This window comes from Arenimonas sp. (assembly GCF_022842045.1).
Classification (GTDB): Bacteria; Pseudomonadota; Gammaproteobacteria; order Xanthomonadales; family Xanthomonadaceae; genus Arenimonas.
The window spans coordinates 1-15,883 of record NZ_JALHQI010000064.1 but is presented as its reverse complement, the minus strand read 5'-3'; the positions used below and the strand labels follow the sequence as shown (position 1 = coordinate 15,883).

19 protein-coding genes and 1 pseudogene are annotated in these 15,883 nt (G+C 72.0%); 6 read left to right on the top strand and 14 right to left on the bottom strand.

The annotated features are described in order from the left end of the window. From Q0C12_RS12120 to Q0C12_RS12080, 9 genes and pseudogenes are all read right to left on the bottom strand, one after another. A pseudogene (locus tag Q0C12_RS12120) lies at positions 1 to 473 on the bottom strand (aminodeoxychorismate synthase, component I); the annotation flags it as partial. 22 nt (positions 474 to 495) lie between these two features. After that, positions 496 to 1,734: a beta-ketoacyl-ACP synthase II gene (gene fabF / locus Q0C12_RS12115; RefSeq protein WP_290890566.1), complete on the bottom strand. Its 1,239-nt coding sequence runs from the start codon at positions 1,732 to 1,734 to the stop codon at positions 496 to 498. 135 nt (positions 1,735 to 1,869) lie between these two features. Further along, entirely contained in the window at positions 1,870 to 2,109 is a 240-nt protein-coding gene (acpP, locus tag Q0C12_RS12110) for an acyl carrier protein (RefSeq protein ID WP_034210536.1), read from the bottom strand. Positions 2,110 to 2,239: 130 nt separating this feature from the next. Continuing rightward, positions 2,240 to 2,983, bottom strand: coding sequence for a 3-oxoacyl-ACP reductase FabG (gene fabG / locus Q0C12_RS12105; RefSeq protein ID WP_290890565.1), 744 nt, complete (start codon positions 2,981 to 2,983; stop codon positions 2,240 to 2,242). A 27-nt stretch (positions 2,984 to 3,010) separates the two neighbouring features. Continuing rightward, positions 3,011 to 3,952, bottom strand: a complete 942-nt coding sequence (gene fabD, locus Q0C12_RS12100; RefSeq protein WP_290890564.1) for an ACP S-malonyltransferase — start codon at positions 3,950 to 3,952, stop codon at positions 3,011 to 3,013. A 76-nt stretch (positions 3,953 to 4,028) separates the two neighbouring features. Continuing rightward, positions 4,029 to 4,748, bottom strand: a complete 720-nt coding sequence (locus tag Q0C12_RS12095; protein WP_290890563.1) for a hypothetical protein — start codon at positions 4,746 to 4,748, stop codon at positions 4,029 to 4,031. Positions 4,749 to 4,754: 6 nt separating this feature from the next. Then, entirely contained in the window at positions 4,755 to 5,735 is a 981-nt protein-coding gene (locus tag Q0C12_RS12090; RefSeq protein WP_290890562.1) for a beta-ketoacyl-ACP synthase III, read from the bottom strand. 124 nt (positions 5,736 to 5,859) lie between these two features. Then, positions 5,860 to 6,054, bottom strand: coding sequence for a 50S ribosomal protein L32 (rpmF, locus tag Q0C12_RS12085; RefSeq protein ID WP_290890561.1), 195 nt, complete (start codon positions 6,052 to 6,054; stop codon positions 5,860 to 5,862). Positions 6,055 to 6,067: 13 nt separating this feature from the next. Further along, the gene (locus Q0C12_RS12080; RefSeq protein ID WP_034210530.1) at positions 6,068 to 6,583 is read right to left on the bottom strand and encodes a YceD family protein; all 516 of its coding nucleotides are present in this window, start codon (positions 6,581 to 6,583) and stop codon (positions 6,068 to 6,070) included. 119 nt (positions 6,584 to 6,702) lie between these two features. On the opposite strand from Q0C12_RS12080, the gene Q0C12_RS12075 reads away from it, so the two are divergent. Further along, positions 6,703 to 7,188, top strand: a complete 486-nt coding sequence (locus tag Q0C12_RS12075) for a hypothetical protein (protein WP_290890560.1) — start codon at positions 6,703 to 6,705, stop codon at positions 7,186 to 7,188. Next, positions 7,185 to 7,760: a nucleoside triphosphate pyrophosphatase gene (locus tag Q0C12_RS12070; protein ID WP_290890559.1), complete on the top strand. Its 576-nt coding sequence runs from the start codon at positions 7,185 to 7,187 to the stop codon at positions 7,758 to 7,760. Before Q0C12_RS12075 ends, Q0C12_RS12070 begins: the two co-directional genes overlap by 4 nt. On the opposite strand, the gene Q0C12_RS12065 is transcribed toward Q0C12_RS12070, so the two are convergent. Beyond that, positions 7,745 to 9,592, bottom strand: coding sequence for a glycosyltransferase family 39 protein (locus Q0C12_RS12065; RefSeq protein WP_290890558.1), 1,848 nt, complete (start codon positions 9,590 to 9,592; stop codon positions 7,745 to 7,747). The genes Q0C12_RS12070 and Q0C12_RS12065 overlap by 16 nt on opposite strands. Positions 9,593 to 9,645: 53 nt before the next feature. On the opposite strand from Q0C12_RS12065, the gene Q0C12_RS12060 reads away from it, so the two are divergent. Genes Q0C12_RS12060 through Q0C12_RS12045 form a run of 4 tightly spaced genes read left to right on the top strand, consistent with a single transcriptional unit; the run spans position 9,646 to position 13,978 of the window. Then, the gene (locus Q0C12_RS12060) at positions 9,646 to 10,599 is read left to right on the top strand and encodes a MoxR family ATPase (protein WP_290890557.1); all 954 of its coding nucleotides are present in this window, start codon (positions 9,646 to 9,648) and stop codon (positions 10,597 to 10,599) included. 34 nt (positions 10,600 to 10,633) lie between these two features. Continuing rightward, the gene (locus Q0C12_RS12055) at positions 10,634 to 11,572 is read left to right on the top strand and encodes a DUF58 domain-containing protein (RefSeq protein ID WP_290890567.1); all 939 of its coding nucleotides are present in this window, start codon (positions 10,634 to 10,636) and stop codon (positions 11,570 to 11,572) included. After that, the gene (locus Q0C12_RS12050) at positions 11,565 to 13,520 is read left to right on the top strand and encodes a DUF3488 and transglutaminase-like domain-containing protein (protein WP_290890556.1); all 1,956 of its coding nucleotides are present in this window, start codon (positions 11,565 to 11,567) and stop codon (positions 13,518 to 13,520) included. Before Q0C12_RS12055 ends, Q0C12_RS12050 begins: the two co-directional genes overlap by 8 nt. After that, the gene (locus Q0C12_RS12045) at positions 13,517 to 13,978 is read left to right on the top strand and encodes a Slp family lipoprotein (protein WP_290890555.1); all 462 of its coding nucleotides are present in this window, start codon (positions 13,517 to 13,519) and stop codon (positions 13,976 to 13,978) included. Before Q0C12_RS12050 ends, Q0C12_RS12045 begins: the two co-directional genes overlap by 4 nt. Positions 13,979 to 13,985: 7 nt before the next feature. On the opposite strand, the gene Q0C12_RS12040 is transcribed toward Q0C12_RS12045, so the two are convergent. From Q0C12_RS12040 to Q0C12_RS12025, 4 genes are all read right to left on the bottom strand, one after another. Continuing rightward, on the bottom strand, positions 13,986 to 14,327 hold the full coding sequence (locus Q0C12_RS12040; RefSeq protein WP_290890554.1) for a histidine triad nucleotide-binding protein: 342 nt from the start codon (positions 14,325 to 14,327) through the stop codon (positions 13,986 to 13,988). Between the two features lie 11 nt (positions 14,328 to 14,338). Then, positions 14,339 to 14,941 carry a recombination mediator RecR gene (recR, locus tag Q0C12_RS12035; protein WP_290890553.1) on the bottom strand — a complete coding sequence of 201 codons (603 nt, stop codon included), beginning with the start codon at positions 14,939 to 14,941 and terminating at the stop codon, positions 14,339 to 14,341. Between the two features lie 10 nt (positions 14,942 to 14,951). Then, positions 14,952 to 15,278, bottom strand: a complete 327-nt coding sequence (locus Q0C12_RS12030) for a YbaB/EbfC family nucleoid-associated protein (RefSeq protein ID WP_290890552.1) — start codon at positions 15,276 to 15,278, stop codon at positions 14,952 to 14,954. A gap of 16 nt (positions 15,279 to 15,294) precedes the next feature. Then, on the bottom strand, positions 15,295 to 15,883 hold a 589-nt coding region (locus Q0C12_RS12025; protein ID WP_290890551.1), incomplete at its 5' end, for a DNA polymerase III subunit gamma/tau C-terminal domain-containing protein.

The following is a 15,883-nucleotide window of genomic DNA, read 5'->3' as shown; positions in this document are numbered from 1 at the left end:
GGCAGGTCCAGCAGCGCCTCGGCGCCCGGCTCGGCCACGGCCAGGCACTGGCCGCTGGCGCGATCACGCAGGATGGCCGCCGGGCAGCGCAGCGCCAGCGCCACCGGCAGCGGGCCCGGCGCCATGGGTAGCGCGAGCCGCGTTTCGACCTGGCCGGCGAGCTCGTAGGCAAGGAACAGCGCCCAGCCGCCGAGGAATGGCAGCGCGGCGGTCTCGTCGCGCGGCGTGGCCGCGGCATGCCAGTCGGCGTCAAGGGCCGCGAGGAAGTCGCCATCGGCCACCGCGCCGTCCAGCCGCCGGGTCACGCCGTCGGCGTCGAGCCGCAGGCCCTCTCCGTTCGTCGCCAGCAGCAAGTCCCAGCGCGACAGCGCGTTGCCGCCCGCCACGCTTTCGAGCAGCAGCGGGAAGCGCGTGGGGTCGGCCGACTGCAGGCGCAGCAGGTCGGTGCCGGGCGGCAGCTCGCGGATCAGCATCGCGGGGCCGCCCGTCGCGGGCTCAGAGCCGGCGGAAGACCAGGGTGCCGTTGGTGCCGCCGAAGCCGAAGCCATTCGAGACCGCCACGTCCACCTGCTTGCGGCGCGCGACGTTGGGCACGTAGTCGAGGTCGCAGCCCTCGCCCGGGTCCTCGAGGTTGATGGTCGGCGGGATCACGCCGGTGTGCAGCGCCATCACCGAGAACACCGCCTCGACGCCGCCGGCGGCGCCGAGCAGGTGGCCGGTCATGGACTTGGTGGAGCTGACCATCATCTCGCGGGCGTGGTCGCCGAAGGCGGACTTGATCGCCATCGTCTCGCCAAGGTCGCCCAGCGGCGTCGAGGTGCCGTGCGCGTTGAGGTAGCCGACCTGGTCGGCATTGATGCCGGCGTCCTTGAGCGCCGCGCGCATGCAGCGCGCCGCGCCGTCGCCGTTCTCGCTGGGCGCGGTCATGTGGAAGGCGTCGGAGCTGGCGCCGAAGCCGGCCAGTTCGCAGTAGATGCGGGCGCCGCGGGCCTTGGCGTGCTCGTATTCCTCCAGGATCAGGATGCCGGCGCCGTCGCCGAGCACGAAGCCGTCGCGCTCCTTGTCCCAGGGGCGCGAGGCGCGCGTCGGGTCGTCGTTGCGGGTGGACATCGCCTTCATCGAGCAGAAGCCGCCGACCGAGGTGGGCGTGCAGCCGTGCTCGGCGCCGCCCGCCACCATGATGTCGGCGTCGCCGTACTGGATCATGCGCATGGCGATGCCGATCGAATGGTTGGAGGTGGCGCAGGCCGACACCGCCGAGAAGTTGGGGCCCTTGATGCCCTTCATGATCGTCAGCTGGCCCGGCAGCATGTTGATGATGGTGCTGGGCACGTAGAACGGCGAGACCTTGCGCGGGCCGCCTTCGTGCAGGGTGATCGCGGTTTCCTCGATGCCGCGCACGCCGCCGATGCCGGCGCCGATGATGGCGCCGATGCGCTCGGCATTGGCGTCGGTCACTTCCAGCCCGGCGTCGTCCATGGCCTGGAAGCAGGCGGCGAGGCCGTAGTGGATGAAGGTGTCCATCTTCTTGACGTCCTTCGGCGGCAGGAAGGACTTGGCGTCGAAGTCGCGCACCTCGCCGGCGATGCGGGTGGCGTAGGCCGACGCATCGAAATGGGTGATCGGGCCGATGCCGCTGCGGCCGGCCTCGATGCTGGCCCAGGCCGAGGCCAGGGAATTGCCGATGGGCGAGACGATGCCCATGCCGGTGACGACGACGCGACGATGACTCATGGCGAAACTCCGCATGGATTCAGGGTACGCGGCCTTGCCGCGCTTGCGCCGGCGCACGAGCCTGCGCTTGGGCCGGGTGCCGCAAACGCGCAGGGCCGCGCAAGCGCGGCCCTGGCGTGGACGACGCTAAGGCACTCAGGCCTTGACGTGGGCCTTGATGTAATCGATGGCCTGCTGGACCGAGGTGATCTTCTCGGCCTCTTCGTCCGGGATCTCGCACTCGAACTCTTCCTCGAGGGCCATGACCAGCTCCACGGTGTCCAGCGAGTCGGCGCCGAGGTCGTCCACGAACGAGGCGTTCACGGTGACTTCTTCTTCCTTCACGCCCAACTGCTCGATGACGATTTTCTTGACGCGTTCTTCGATGCTGCTCATGGATCGTTCTCCTCCCGGAGGGATGTTTTCGGGCGCATTGTAATGAAAAGGAAGCCGCGGCGGGCGCCTGTCGCGCCGCGGCCTGGATCGGGCGGCGGGATTCTATCGCAAATCCAGCCGCTACAAGGGGTTAGGGCATGTACATGCCGCCGTTGATGTGCAGGGTCTCGCCGGTGATGTAGGCGGCCGCCGGGCCGGCCAGGAAGGCCACGGCCCGGGCGATGTCCTCCGGCTCGCCGAGGCGGCCCAGGGCGATCTGGCCGACCAGGGCCTCGCGCGAGGCGTCCGGCAGGTCCTTGGTCATGTCGGTCTGGATGAAGCCAGGCGCCACCACGTTGACGGTGACGCCGCGGCTGCCGATTTCCTTGGCCAGCGACTTGCTGAAGGCGATGATGCCGGCCTTGGCCGCCGCGTAGTTGGCCTGGCCGGCGTTGCCGGTGACGCCGATCACCGAGGCGATGTTGATGATGCGGCCCTTGCGCGCCTTCATCATGCCGCGCATCACCGCCTTCGAGGTGCGGAAGACCGAGCTGAGGTTGGTGTCGAGGATGGCCTGCCAGTCCTCTTCCTTCATGCGCATCAGCAGGTTGTCGCGGGTGATGCCGGCGTTGTTGACCAGGATCGAGATCGGGCCGAAGGTCTTGCCGATCTCCTCGAGCACGGCCTCGACCTCGTCGCCGCTGGCGACGTCGAGCTTGCGCCCCGCCCCGCCCTGCCCGGCCAGCCGCTCGCCGATGGCGGCAGCGCCTGCCTCGGTGGTGGCGGTGCCGACGACGGTGGCGCCCAGCGCCGCCAGCTCGGCGGCGATCGCCGCCCCAATGCCCCGGCTCGCCCCGGTCACCAGCGCAACTTCACCCTTCAATACGTCGGACATCTCTTCTTACTCCGTTGTAGAGCGATATCAGCCTTTCCATTCCGCCAGCGCCGCGTCGAAGTCGGCGGGGGTGCCGAGGGCGCGGGCGTCGAGGGATTTGTCGATGCGCTTGCACAGGCCGGCCAGGACCTTGCCGGGGCCGCATTCGGCCACCCGGCTGGCGCCGCGCGCGGCCAGCGACTGCACGCAGTCGGTCCAGCGCACCGGCAGGTAGAGCTGTCGCGCCAGCGCCTCGCGGATCGCCGGCACGCCGTCGTGCACCTGCCCGTCGACGTTCTGCACCACCGGCAGGCCCGGCTCGCGCCAGGCCATGCCGACCATGACCTCGGCCAGGCGGTCGGCGGCGTCGCGCATCAGCGGCGTGTGCGAAGGCACCGATACGGCCAGCTTCACCATCTTGCGCACGCCCTGCGCGGACAGCGCCGCCATGGCCCGGTCGACCGCGGCGGCGTGGCCGCCGATCACGATCTGGCCGGGCGAATTGTAGTTGGCGGGCACCACGACCTCGTCGCCGCTGGCTTCGCGGCAGGCGTCGGCGACCTGCGCGTCCTCGGCGCCGAGCACCGCGGCCATGGCGCCGGTGCCCGCGGGTACGGCGAGCTGCATCAGGCGGCCGCGCTCGCGCACCAGGCGCGCACCGTCGGCCAGCGAGATCGCGCCGGCGGCCACCAGCGCGGCGTACTCACCCAGGCTGTGGCCGGCCAGCAGCGACGGGCGCGGACCACCGGCCGCCTCCCAGGCGCGCCAGGTGGCGACGCCGGCGGCCAGCAGCGCGGGCTGGGTGAACTCGGTCTGGTTGAGCTGTTCCTCCGGCCCCTGCTGCGACAGCGCCCAGAGGTCGACCGCCGCGCCTTCGGAGGCTTCGTCGAACGCGGCGCGCACGACCGGGTGCGCCGCCGCCAGTTCGGCCAGCATGCCGAGCGACTGCGAGCCCTGGCCGGGGAAAACGAAAGCGAGCATCTGGCTCATCCGAGGCGATCCATGGGTCGTGAACGCGCCATGATAAGCGAGCCGGCGCGCCGAACGTCTGTACCTGAGCGTAGGGTCAGCCGGCCGCCTGGCGCAGGCTCACCAGCGCTTCGGCGACCGCGCGGGCGCGGGCGCCGAAGGGGCGCGCCAGCGGCGCCAGCACGGCCAGCTTGCGCGCGGTGTGCGAGACCTCGGCGCGCACGGCCGGCGTTTCCTGCGCGAGGTGCGCGGACAGCAGCGTGGCGTGCGCACCCGGGCGGTCGGCGAGGAAGCGCGCGGTCGAATGGGCGTAGAACAACACATCGCGGGCCTGCGCGGCCGCCAGCGACATCATGGTCGCCGGGTCTTCCTCGAGGTCGATGAAGCCGATGCGTCCGTTGCGCACGGTCATGTTCCGCGCGAAGGCCTGGCTCAGGTAGCCGCCGCGGCGATGCAGGTCCAGCAGCGCCCGTAGGCCCAGCGCGACCAGCCCGGCGCGTTCCTGGGCGTTGGTTTCATCGCGGCAGGTCTGCGACAGCGTGGGGCCAAGGTCGCCGAGCAGCAGTTCGGTCTCGCCGGCGTGCAGGATCGTGGGTACGTTCGCGCCCAGCGCGGCCAGGCGTCGGATCATCTCCTGCTCGGTTCGGCAGGCCTCGGCCGGGCCCAGCGGCATCGGCGCGAGCAGCGCGTTCGCGCCCAGGCGGCGAGCGATCCAGCGCAGGGCGGCGATGCGGCGGCGGGTGCCGCCATCGGAATAGGTCTTGCGCCAGGCGACGCGCCCGTCGGCCTCGACGCGACGGACGAGGGTCGCGGCCACGGGGCGTCAGTAGCGGATGAGGGCCGAGCCCCAGGTGAACCCGCCACCAAAGGCTTCGAGCAGCATCAGCTGGCCGCGCTGGATCTTGCCCGAGCGCACCGCTTCGTCCAGCGCCAGCGGCACCGAACCCGCCGACGTGTTGCCGTGCTTGTGCACGGTGACGATGACGCGGTCCATCGGCATGTCCAGGCGCTTGGCCGTCGCCTCGATGATGCGCAGGTTGGCCTGGTGCGGGATCAGCCAGTCGAGGTCGGACTTCTGCAGGCCGTTGGCCTCGAGCGTCTCGTCCACGACCGAATCCAGCGCCTTCACCGCGTGCTTGAAGACCTCGTTGCCGGTCATCAGCACGCGCACGCCGGCGTTCTTCTCTTCCGGCTTGAAGCCGACCGAGACGCCGACCGGGTTGTACAGCAGCTCCTTCTTGCCGCCGTCCGCGTGCAGGTGGGTCGAAAGGATGCCGGCCTCGGCATCGGCCTTGAGCACCACCGCGCCGGCGCCGTCGCCGAACAGCACGCAGGTGTTGCGGTCGGACCAGTCGAGCATGCGGGTCAGGGTCTCGGCGCCCACCACCAGCACCGTCTTCGCATTACCGGCGCGGATGAAGTTGTCGGCCACGCTCAGCGCGTAGATGAAGCCCGAACAGGCGGCGTTGACGTCGAAGGCGGCGCAGCCGTTGGCACCGAGCCGGTGCTGCAGCAGGCAGGCGGTTGACGGAAAGATGAGGTCGGGGGTGGTGGTGCCGACGACGATCATGTCGAGCTCGGCGGCGGTGACGCCGGCGGCCTGCATCGCGGCGATGGCGGCGCGCTCGGCCAGGTCGCAGGTGGTCTCGCCTTCGGCGGCCACGTGCCGCTGGCGGATGCCGGTGCGGCTGGCGATCCACTCGTCGCTGGTCTCGACGAACTGCTCGAGATCCTTGTTGGTCAGGATCTTTTCCGGCAGGCCGCTGCCGGTGCCGGCGATACGCGAATAAACAGCCATCCTCATCCCCTCAGGCTCAGGCAGGCACAAAAGCGCGCGGCGGGACCAGGCCCGCCGCGTTCAGCATACGTCCGATCGGCCCGGGGGGGCGATCAGGGGCGGTCGGCCTGCCCGGGGGCAGGCACCGGCCTCAGTCCTCGGCAACGACCGACGACTTGACCTCGATGACCTTCTTGCCACGGTAGTAGCCGTCCTTGGTCACGTGGTGGCGGATGTGCGTCTCGCCCGAGGTCGCGTCGGTGGACAGCAGCTTGGCGGTGAGCGCGTCGTGCGAACGACGCTGGCCACGGCGGGACGGGGTGACGCGGGACTTCTGGACGGCCATGTTCTATCTCCAACTACTTCTTGTGTGCCTTCAACGCGGCGAGCGCGGCGAAAGGGTTCGGTTTCTCTTCAACCTCGACGTCGGCGGGCCATTCGGCCGTGACCTCCGTCGAGCGTGGATCCATGGGTACCACCGGGATGGCGAGGATCAGTTCATCCTCGACCAGCTCGGCCGGGTGCATCTCGCCGCCGGCATCGAGCAGGAACGGCTCCATGTCCTCCGGCAGCGCCGATTCCTGGGCTTCGTCGGTCAGCAGCCCGAGGCGCTGGAACAACGAGACCGGGTGCAGGAACCGCTCCAGCGTCCGCTGGCACTGCAGCGGCAGCTCGGCCTCGATGTGCAGCTCGACGAAAGGCAGGTCGAGCACGGCATCGCGGCCGAATTCCATCACGTAGCGGCAGTCGCCTTCGGCGTCCACCAGGCCGTCGCGCAGGCGGGGCATCCCCGACAGCGGCAGGCGGCCTTCGAAACGACGCTTGGCCGAGACCATGCGCCAGGCATCGAGCACGGGAGGCAGGGGCACGGACATAAGCGCGAAATGATAGGCCCGGACCAGCGGCATGTCAAACCTAAGCCTTTGCGGAAACAGGGGTTTGCCGGTCTCGCGGGCGCTGGTGCAGACTGCCCGCTGCCGTCCGGAAGCCGCTCATGCCCAACTTCATCGTCCTGGCCGGCCTGGCCGCCCTGGTCCTGGCCCTGCCCCTGCTCTGGTGGTTGTTGCGATCCCGCCGCCGGGACCGCGCCCTGGTCCGCCTGCTCGACCTGGCCGACGAGATGCAGGCCCTGCTCGACCGAAGCCAGAAGCAGATGCTGGCCATGCAGGCCGTCGTGGGCCGGGTCCCGTCCGACATCGCCGCGGTCGCCCACGCCTCGCTGGACCGGACCCTGCCGATCCTGGAAGCCAAGCGCGACATCCTCCAGCACCGGCTCTGGATCCAGAAGCACAGCGCCAGCGCCTCCCAGGCCGAGCTCGACGCCGCCTGCGCCGCCCTGGACCGCGCCCGGGGCAAGCTCTCCGCCCAGCTCGAGGAACTCGAGCGCGCCGGCGCGGAACTGGCGGAGGCCACCGAGGCCAGCGCCGAAGCCGCCCGGCGCGAGCCCCCCACCCTGCGCCGGGACACCGGCACGCCATGAATCCGCTGGTGCTGGCCTCGACCTCGCGCTACCGGCGCGAGCTGCTGGCGCGCCTGGGCCTGCCGTTCACGGTGGACCGCCCGGACGTGGACGAAAGCCCGGGCCCGGAGGAGCCCCCGGCCGACCTGGCCCGCCGACTGGCCGAAGCCAAGGCCCGCGAGGTCGCCCGGCGCCACCCCGGCGCCTGGGTCCTGGGTTCGGACCAGGTGGCCGACCGTGACGGCCTGCCCCTGGGCAAGCCCGGAGATCGCGCCACCGCCTTCCGCCAGCTGGCCGCGGCGTCGGGCCGCGAGGTGCAGTTCCACACCGCCTTCTGCCTCGTTCGCGACCAGGGCCCGGCCATCGCCGGGATGGACCTGACCCGTGTTCGGTTCCGCGCCCTGGAGGACGACGCCATCCTTCGCTACCTCGACGCCGAGCAGCCCTACGACTGCGCCGGCAGCTTCAAATGCGAGGGCCTGGGCATCAGCCTGTTCGAAGCCATCGAGAACCGGGACCCGACGGCCCTGGTCGGCCTGCCGCTGATCGCCGTGGCCGACGCGCTGCGGCGCGCGGGTTACCGGCTGCCCTGATCCGGGATCCGGACCCGCTGGGCGGGCCAGGGCTCGACGCTGCCGTCGTGGCCGTGCAGGACCAGTCCCAACCAGCGGTCGCCAGGCGCCAGGTGCCCGGCAGGCACCGGAATGCGGAACCCGACGCGGGCATCCTCGTCCGGCAGCCCCCAGTACTGCAGCACGTCCGGCCGCGCGATCGTCGGCGCGCCGCTGGCGACGACTTCGCCGTCCAGCGTCACGTCGATCCGCGCCACGCCGCCGCCGCTCTTGAGCGCCCAGCCGGCGAGGTCGCCACCCTCCCAGCGCGCACCGGGCGCCAGGGCATCGAGCCAGGCCAGCGCCGGCAGGCGGCAGCCGCGTTCGCGGCCGTGCAAGCGGAACAGCAGGAAGCGCTTGCGTCCCTGGTCCACGTTCAGCACCTGCGCCGCCGGCAGGGCGCGGGCGCGCGTGCACAGCCCGCGGTAGCCGGCCAGCCGGTCCTTCAAGGGACGCGCCGTGTCTTCGACCACCAGCAGCACCGGCGCCTCCCCCCACGCCTCGCGACCGGCGCTGAGCAAGCCCCAGTCAGCCAACTGCACCGCGCGGCCGTGCTTGGCGTTGAGCGGATGCTCGAGCACCGCGACGTCGCCGCGATCGAGCGCGAACGCCAGCTGGGCGCCCAGCATGAAATTGTCGGCCACCACCCGCGTGTCGGCCGGCATCGCCGCCAGCGCCGCGTCCACGGCGCGCGCCGCTTCGTCCCAACCGGAAAAATTGTCGGCGTAGCCGGGACCCGCCGCGAGCCAGGCCCGGCCCGCCGGCTGCGCCACCAGCGCCAGGTAGGCGAACAGCGCGACGGTGCCCAGCGAAGTGCTCGCGACCAGCGCCCGACGCCAGCGCGGGCGCCAGTTCGCCAGGACCGCGGGCGACACGCAGCACAGCAGCAGCCACCCCGCCAGCGGCCAGTGGAAGCTCACGCGATCGGTGTCGGCGAAGAACGCCATCAGGAAATAGCCGGGCACCGCCACCGCTGCGACGCCGAAGACGAACCGCCACGGCACGCCGTCCTCACTCCGGCGCCTTCGCCACGCCAGGCCCAGGGCCGACACCAGCAGCGCGAACAGCAGCGGCGTCAGCGCCAGCGCCTGCACCAGCGGCCACCACAGCCCGTCCGCCTGCAGCTGCCAGGGATGCCGGTCCACGAACTGGAAGCCCAGTCCCGCGCCGGCATGCGCCAGGTTCCAGGCCAGCAGCGGCCACCAGGCCAGCGCGCCCAGCGCGAGCGCACACCAAAGCGCCGGCGCGCGCAGCAGGGCGCGCCCGCGCGGATCCGCCAGCAGTCCGACGCCACCGGCCAGAATCACCAGCGCGAAGCGATAGTGCGACAGCGCGCCGATCGCCAGGCCCAGCGCCAGCAGCGCAGCCGCGGGCCAGGACGGTCGCTGCAGCATCCGCGCGAAGGCGTCCAGGCACAGCAACGTCGCGAACAGCATCGGCACGTCCGGCAGCGCCAGCACGCCCATCATTCCGGCCAGCGGCATCAGCAGCGCGATCCACGCCGCCTGCCAGCCGGCCGCGTCGCCGAACCAGCGCCGCGCGATGCCGCGCACCAGCCACGGCAGCGCCGCACCCAGCAGCAGGAAAGGCGCGCGCATCGCCAGCGGCTCCATGCCGCCAAACGAGGTACCGATCCGCACCAGCCACGCCGTCAGCCCCGGCAAGTCCGAGTAGGCCCAGGCCAGCCGCCGCGATTCCAGCGCATAGAACGCCTCGTCGCCAAAAGGCAGCAGCGACCACGCCAGCCAGGCCTTCGCGACCAGCAGCGAGGCCCACGCGGCGGTGAACTTCACGCGCGCGGAACTCAGGGCCATGCCAGCATCCGGGGGGTTATCCTTCCTCAGCATTCCTTCCTCGGACGCACGCCATGCAAGCGCAGCCCATCGACGCCCACATCCTAACCGACGGCACCCGCCAGGCCCTGGGCGATGCCCTCGCGCAGGTGAACCGGCTGGTGCTCGGCAAGCCGCGCGAAGTTCGCCTGGCCTTCACCACCCTGCTGGCGGGCGGCCACCTGCTGATCGAGGACCTGCCGGGCTTGGGCAAGACCACGCTGGCGCGAGCGATGGCGGCGACGCTGGGGCTCGACTTCCAGCGCATGCAGTTCACCTCCGACCTGCTGCCGTCGGACATCATCGGCGTGTCGATCTTCGACCAGACGTCGCGCGAGTTCCGCTTCCACCCGGGCCCGGTGTTCACCCAACTGCTGCTGGCCGACGAGATCAACCGCGCGCCGCCCCGCACCCAGAGCGCCCTGCTCGAGGCCATGGCCGAACACCAGGTCACCGTGGACGGCACCTGCCACGCGCTGCCGCAGCCCTTCTTCGTAGTCGCGACCCAGAACCCGGTCGACCTGGCGGGCACCTTCCCGCTGCCGGACTCGCAGATGGACCGTTTCCTGATCCGGCTCAAGCTCGGTTATCCCGACGCCGCCGCCGAGCGCGAGATGCTGGCCGGCGAGGACCGCCGCGACCTGATCGCGCACAGCCTGCCGCTGCTCGGCAGCGACCAGCTGCTGTCGCTGCGCGGCGCGGTCGAGCACCTGCACGCCAGCCCCGCGCTGGTGAATTACGTGCAGGCGCTGCTGCAGGAAAGCCGCCGGCATCCCGGCGTACAGGTGGGGCTGTCGCCGCGCGCGGGCCTGGGGCTGCTGCGCGGCGCCCGCGCCCACGCCCTGCTCGACGGCCGCGGCCACGTGCTGCCCGAGGACGTGCAGGCGCTGTTCGCGCAGGTGGCGGCGCACCGCCTGGTGCCCGAGTCCGAATCGGAGGGGCGCGATGCGCTCGCCGAGAGCATCCTGCGCACGGTGGCGGTGGACTGAGCGCGTGTCGCGTCCCCTGGACCGGGTCGAACGCATCAGCGAGCGGCTGGCCCGGCTACCGCTGGTGCGCCCGCGCGCGGCCGAAGCGGTGCCGGTGCTCATCGACCGCCGGCGCGTCTACATCCTGCCCACCGGCTTCGGCCTGTTCCTGGCGCTGATGCTGGTGACGATGCTGGTCGGCGGCCTGAACTACAACAACAACCCCGCGCTGCTGCTGGCCTTCGTGGTGATGGCGGTGGCGCACAACAGCCTGGTGCACGCGCACCTCACGCTATCGGGCATCCGCCTGATCGCCCTGCACGCCGAGCCGGTGCACGCCGGGCGGGCGATCAAGCTGCGCTTTGCCTTCGATGCCGCCGGGCAGCGCCGTCGGCCGGGGCTCGAGCTGCGCGCGGGCGCCGAGGAAGCCTTCTTCGACCTGATGCCGGGCGAGCGCACCGAGGTGGTGCTGCCGCTGCCCACCGCGCGCCGCGGCTGGCTGCCGCTGGACCGGGTGCGGCTGTGCACGGTGCGGCCCTTCGGCCTGGCGCGGGCCTGGAGCTGGCTTCGCCCCGACACCCGCCTGCTGGTTTACCCCGCGCCGGAAGCCGAGCCGGTGCCCCTGCCCGACCTCGGTGGCGACGGCCAGGCCAGCCGCGCCCGCAGCCACGGCGAAACGCCGCACCAACTGCGCGACTACCGAAGCGGCGACACGCTGCGCCAGGTCGCCTGGAAGACCTCGGCGCGCATGGACCGCCTGCTGGTGCGCGAATACGAGTCCACCGCGCGCAGCGAAATCGAACTCGACTGGCATGCGCTGGAGTCCTTGCCCTACGAAGCGCGCATCAGCCGCCTGACGCGCTGGGTGCTGGAGGCCGAACGCCAGGACCGCCGCTTCAGCCTGCGCCTGCCCGGCAACCGGCTCGGCCCGGCGTCCGGCCCCGAGCATCGCCACGCCTGCCTGCGCGCCCTCGCGCTGATGCCCCATGGCTGAGCGCATGCCGCCCTCGGTCCGGCGCTGGTGCCTGGCGGCGACGATGGCCTGCCTGCTGCCGCTGCTGCTGCAGGTGCGCGGCGAACTGGCGCTCGGGCTGCTTGGGCTGGCGGCGTTTGGCATCGCCGTGCCGCGGGCGTGGCCGGCCGTGCTGCGCCTGCTGATGGTGCTGCTGGTGATCGGCTACGTGCTGGCCAGCCATTCCTTCAGCGTCGGGCGCGACACCGGCTGCGCGCTGCTGGCGGCGATGCTGGTGCTGAAGATCTTCGAGACCCGCGACCTGCGCGACGCGCGCAGCCTGCTGGGGTTCTCGCTGTTCGCGCCGTTCGCTGCCTTCCTGCAGGACCAGGGCCCGCTGACGATGGCCCTGGCCTTCCCTGCCATCGGCCTGCTGCTGCTGTCGCTGTCGGTGCTGGCCGAACACCGGCCAGGGGCGCCGGCGCCCGGCTTCGACCGGCGGCGGGCGAAGCTGGCCGCGGCGGCAATCGGCATGTCGCTGCCGCTGGCGCTGGCCGGGTTCTGGCTGTTCCCGCGCCTGGGCAGCCCGCTGTGGGGCATGCCCGAAAACGCCGTCGGCCGCAGCGGCCTGAGCGACAGCATGACGCCGGACCAGTGGGTGGACATCTTCGCCGACGCCAAGCCGGCGCTGCGGGTACGTTTCCTCGACGCCGAACCGGCGCGGCGCGAGATGTACTGGCGGGCGCAGGTGCTGTGGGACTTCGACGGCCGCACCTGGAGCCGCGGCGACGTGCGCGCGCCGGCCCGGCCGCCGGCGGTCTCGCCGCGCACGCCCGTGCTGCGCTACGAAGTGTCGTTGGAGCCGACCGACCGGCGCTACCTGCCGATGCTCGATACCCCGATGGCCGCGCCCGAGGGCAGCGAGATCGGCAGCGACCTGAGCGTCCGGCCGGACCGCCCGGTGTCCGAGGTCATCCGCTACGAGGCCCGGGCCGCGCTGCGGGCGGACATCGGCCGCGACCTGCCGGCCATGGAGGCGCGCGCCGCGCTGTCGCTGCCTGCCGGGCTCAACCCGCGAGCGCGCGCGCTGGCGGCGCAGTGGCGCGAAGAAGCCGCCGGCGACAACGAGGCCGTGGTGCGCCGGGCGCTGGCGTGGATCGGCGAAGACTTCAGCTACAGCCTCACCGTGCCGCCCAGCGGGCGCGACGCGGTGGACGATTTCCTGTTCGAGACCCGCGTGGGCTTCTGCCAGCACTTCAGCTCGGCGTTCGCGACCCTGATGCGCGGCGCCGGCATCCCGACCCGCGTGGTGATTGGCTATGCGGGCGGCTACCGCAATCCCTACGGCGGCTACTGGGTGGTGCGTGGCATGGACGCGCACGCCTGGAACGAAGTCTGGCTCGACGGCCGCGGCTGGGTTCGCGTGGATCCGACCGCCGCGGTGGCGCCCTCGCGCATCCTGGACACCATCGACGATCTGGCCCGGGCCGAATCGCTGCTGCCCGAAACCTTCACCCCGCTGCGCGACATGGGCGACTGGGTGCGCCGCGGCTGGAACGACTTCGTGCTCGGCTTCAACGCGGCGCGCCAGGCCAGCCTGCTGCGCCCGCTGGGCATCGACCAGGCCAGCACCGCGCAGTTGGGCGCGGCCTTTGCCGTCGGCGCCGGGCTGGCGCTGGCGATCACGCTGTGGGTGCTGATGCGCGGCAGGCCGACGCCGCGGCATCCGGTGGACGCCGCCTGGCTCGCGCTGGTGCGGCGCATGCGCCGCGCGGGCATCGCCAAGGCGGTGCATGAAGCGCCGCTGGCCTTCGGCGCGCGGCTGGCGGCGGCGCTGCCCGGCCAGGCGGATCGGATCGTGATGCTCAGCCGGCGTTATGCCGACTGGCGCTACGCTCCGGCTCGTCCCACCGCCGCCGACGAAGCGCAGCTGGCCCGCGACCTGCGCGCCTTCCGGCCCACCCCAACGCGCCACGGAGCCACGCCATGAACCGCCTGCTGATCGCCACCGCCGTCCTGGCCCTGTCCGGCTGCGTCACCACTCCGAAGCCGCTGCAGGGCGAGTTCGCGGCCATCGGCCCACGCGAAGCGGTCCAGCAGGACCTGGCCGGCGAGCGCGTGCGCTGGGGCGGGCGCCTGCTGGAGCTGGCGCGCTTCGATACCCACACGTGTTTCCTGGTGGCGGGCGAACCGCTGGCCGACGATGCCCGGCCCTACGGCCGCGCCGTGGCCCAGGGCCGCTTCCTGGCCTGCCGCGCCGGCGCCTACGATCCGGCCGTGTTCGCGCCCGGCCGGCAGCTGACCTTCACCGGCACCCTGGCCGGCGTCGAAGTGCACGAGATCGGCGGCGGCTTCCGCCTGCCCCGGGTCGAGGCGGACGTGGTTTACCTCTGGCCCGAACCGCTGGGCAGCGCCCGCGTCAACGCACCGTCGCCGTATACCTGGTAAATCCGGCTCAGCCCGGCGGCCAGGCCATCGGCCGGCCCGCCAGCAGGTGCAGATGGATGTGGAAGACGGTCTGGCCGCCGTCGCGGTTGCAGTTCATCACCACCCGGTAGCCGTCGTCGGCGAAGCCTTCGCGCTTCGCGTACGCCGCGGCGGCCACCGCCAGCCGGCCGACCACCGCCTCGTCGCCCTCGCCCAGGTCGTTGAGCGTGGGCACCGCGCGCTTGGGGATGAACAGCACGTGCACCGGTGCCTGCGGGTGGATGTCGCGAAAGGCCAGCACGTTTTCGTCCTCGAAGACGATGTCGGCGGGAATCTCGCGGGCGATGATCTTGTCGAAAATCGTGGCCATGGCGACGTCCTTCAGGAAGGGATCTCGATGCGCGAACCGAAGGCGTGCGCGAGCGTGCCGCGGTCGACGTACTCCAGCTCGCCGCCCAGCGGCACGCCGTGCGCAAGCCGGCTGGGCCGAACGTTCGACTGCCGCGCCAGCTGCGCCAGGTAGTGCGCGGTGGCCTCGCCCTCGACGGTGGGGTTGGTGGCGATGATCAGCTCGCGCGGCTCGCCGCTGGCCAGGCGTTCGGCCAGCTTGTCCAGGCCCAGTTCGCGCGGCCCGATGCCGTCGAGCGGCGACAGCCGGCCCTGCAGCACGAAGTACAGGCCGCGGTAACCGGTGGCCTGTTCGATCACCAGGCGGTCGGCGGGCGACTCGATCGCGCACAGCAGGCTGCGGTCGCGCGAGCCGCTGGCGCAGATCGGGCACAAAGGCGTTTCGCTGAAGTCGCGGCAGGATTCGCAGTGGCCGACGCGTTCGACGGCTTCGGCCAGGGCGCCGGCCAGGCGCAGGCCGCCTTCGCGGTCGCGCTCGAGCAGGTGGTAGGCCATGCGCTGCGCTGATTTCTGGCCGACGCCGGGCAGGCAGCGCAGCGCCTCGATCAACTGTTCGAGCAGGGGCGAGGCGCTCATGCGGAAAGGATCAGAACATCCCCGGCAGCTTCATGCCCGGCGGGATCGGCATGCCGGCGGTGGCGGCGGACATGCGCTTCTGGCTTTCCTCGTTGGCCTTGTTCACCGCGTCGTTGAAGGCGGCGGCGATCAGGTCCTCGGCCATTTCCGGATCGGCCAGCACCGAGGGATCGATGCGCACGCTGCGGCACTCCATCTTGCCGCTCAGCGTGACCTTGACCACGCCGCCGCCGGACTGGCCCTGCACCTCGATGTTGGCCAGTTCGTCCTGGGCCTTCTTGAGGTTTTCCTGCATGCGCTGGGCCTGCTGCATGAGTTGGGCGATGTTGCCTCGCATGGTGTGTTCCTTCTGCTCAGTGGTCGTCCAGGGGACGGATGGATTCGGTGAGGACGGTGGCACCCTGCTGCACCAGGCGACTCACCACCGGGTCGGACAGGAAGGCCGACTCGGCCTCGGACTGGCGCTGCCCGCGCTCGCGCTCGGTGCGCGCGTGCAGGGTGTCGCCGGCGTGGGCGCGGGCGGATTCGAAGCGGATCTGCGGCGGCGCACCCAGCGGGCCGGCCAGGGCCTGGGCCAGCTGGCGCACCAGGCCGTCGCTGCGCAGGTGGTCGAAGCTGTCGGGCAGCGACAGCTGCAGCACGCCGTCCTTGTGGCCGCAGAAGGCGCTGTGCGCGGCCAGTTCGCGCACCGGCCCCTTCAGGCCGACGCTGGCCACCAGGGCCAGCCAGTCTTCGGCGTGGGCGAGCACCTGGCCGGACGATGCCGTGACCGGTGCCTGCGCGATGCTGGCCGCACCGGCCGATGCCACCGGGGGGGCCGCGGTGTGCGACGCCGGGGCGTGGGTGAGGCCGGGTTGACCCATCGCTGGCGGCGGGGCGGTCCGGGATGGGGGTGCCGCCGACGCGGGCGCCGCGTGGACCGCGGCCTGCGTCGGCGCGGCG

Coding starts and splice junctions, on each gene's coding strand:
- fabF (WP_290890566.1), bottom strand. CDS start 1,734: ATGAGTCATCGTCGCGTCGTCGTCACCGGCATGGGCATCGTCTCGCCC.
- acpP (WP_034210536.1), bottom strand. CDS start 2,109: ATGAGCAGCATCGAAGAACGCGTCAAGAAAATCGTCATCGAGCAGTTG.
- fabG (WP_290890565.1), bottom strand. CDS start 2,983: ATGTCCGACGTATTGAAGGGTGAAGTTGCGCTGGTGACCGGGGCGAGC.
- fabD (WP_290890564.1), bottom strand. CDS start 3,952: ATGAGCCAGATGCTCGCTTTCGTTTTCCCCGGCCAGGGCTCGCAGTCG.
- Q0C12_RS12090 (WP_290890562.1), bottom strand. CDS start 5,735: ATGAGGATGGCTGTTTATTCGCGTATCGCCGGCACCGGCAGCGGCCTG.
- rpmF (WP_290890561.1), bottom strand. CDS start 6,054: ATGGCCGTCCAGAAGTCCCGCGTCACCCCGTCCCGCCGTGGCCAGCGT.
- Q0C12_RS12080 (WP_034210530.1), bottom strand. CDS start 6,583: ATGTCCGTGCCCCTGCCTCCCGTGCTCGATGCCTGGCGCATGGTCTCG.
- Q0C12_RS12075 (WP_290890560.1), top strand. CDS start 6,703: ATGCCCAACTTCATCGTCCTGGCCGGCCTGGCCGCCCTGGTCCTGGCC.
- Q0C12_RS12070 (WP_290890559.1), top strand. CDS start 7,185: ATGAATCCGCTGGTGCTGGCCTCGACCTCGCGCTACCGGCGCGAGCTG.
- Q0C12_RS12065 (WP_290890558.1), bottom strand. CDS start 9,592: ATGGCCCTGAGTTCCGCGCGCGTGAAGTTCACCGCCGCGTGGGCCTCG.
- Q0C12_RS12060 (WP_290890557.1), top strand. CDS start 9,646: ATGCAAGCGCAGCCCATCGACGCCCACATCCTAACCGACGGCACCCGC.
- Q0C12_RS12050 (WP_290890556.1), top strand. CDS start 11,565: ATGGCTGAGCGCATGCCGCCCTCGGTCCGGCGCTGGTGCCTGGCGGCG.
- Q0C12_RS12045 (WP_290890555.1), top strand. CDS start 13,517: ATGAACCGCCTGCTGATCGCCACCGCCGTCCTGGCCCTGTCCGGCTGC.
- Q0C12_RS12040 (WP_290890554.1), bottom strand. CDS start 14,327: ATGGCCACGATTTTCGACAAGATCATCGCCCGCGAGATTCCCGCCGAC.
- recR (WP_290890553.1), bottom strand. CDS start 14,941: ATGAGCGCCTCGCCCCTGCTCGAACAGTTGATCGAGGCGCTGCGCTGC.
- Q0C12_RS12030 (WP_290890552.1), bottom strand. CDS start 15,278: ATGCGAGGCAACATCGCCCAACTCATGCAGCAGGCCCAGCGCATGCAG.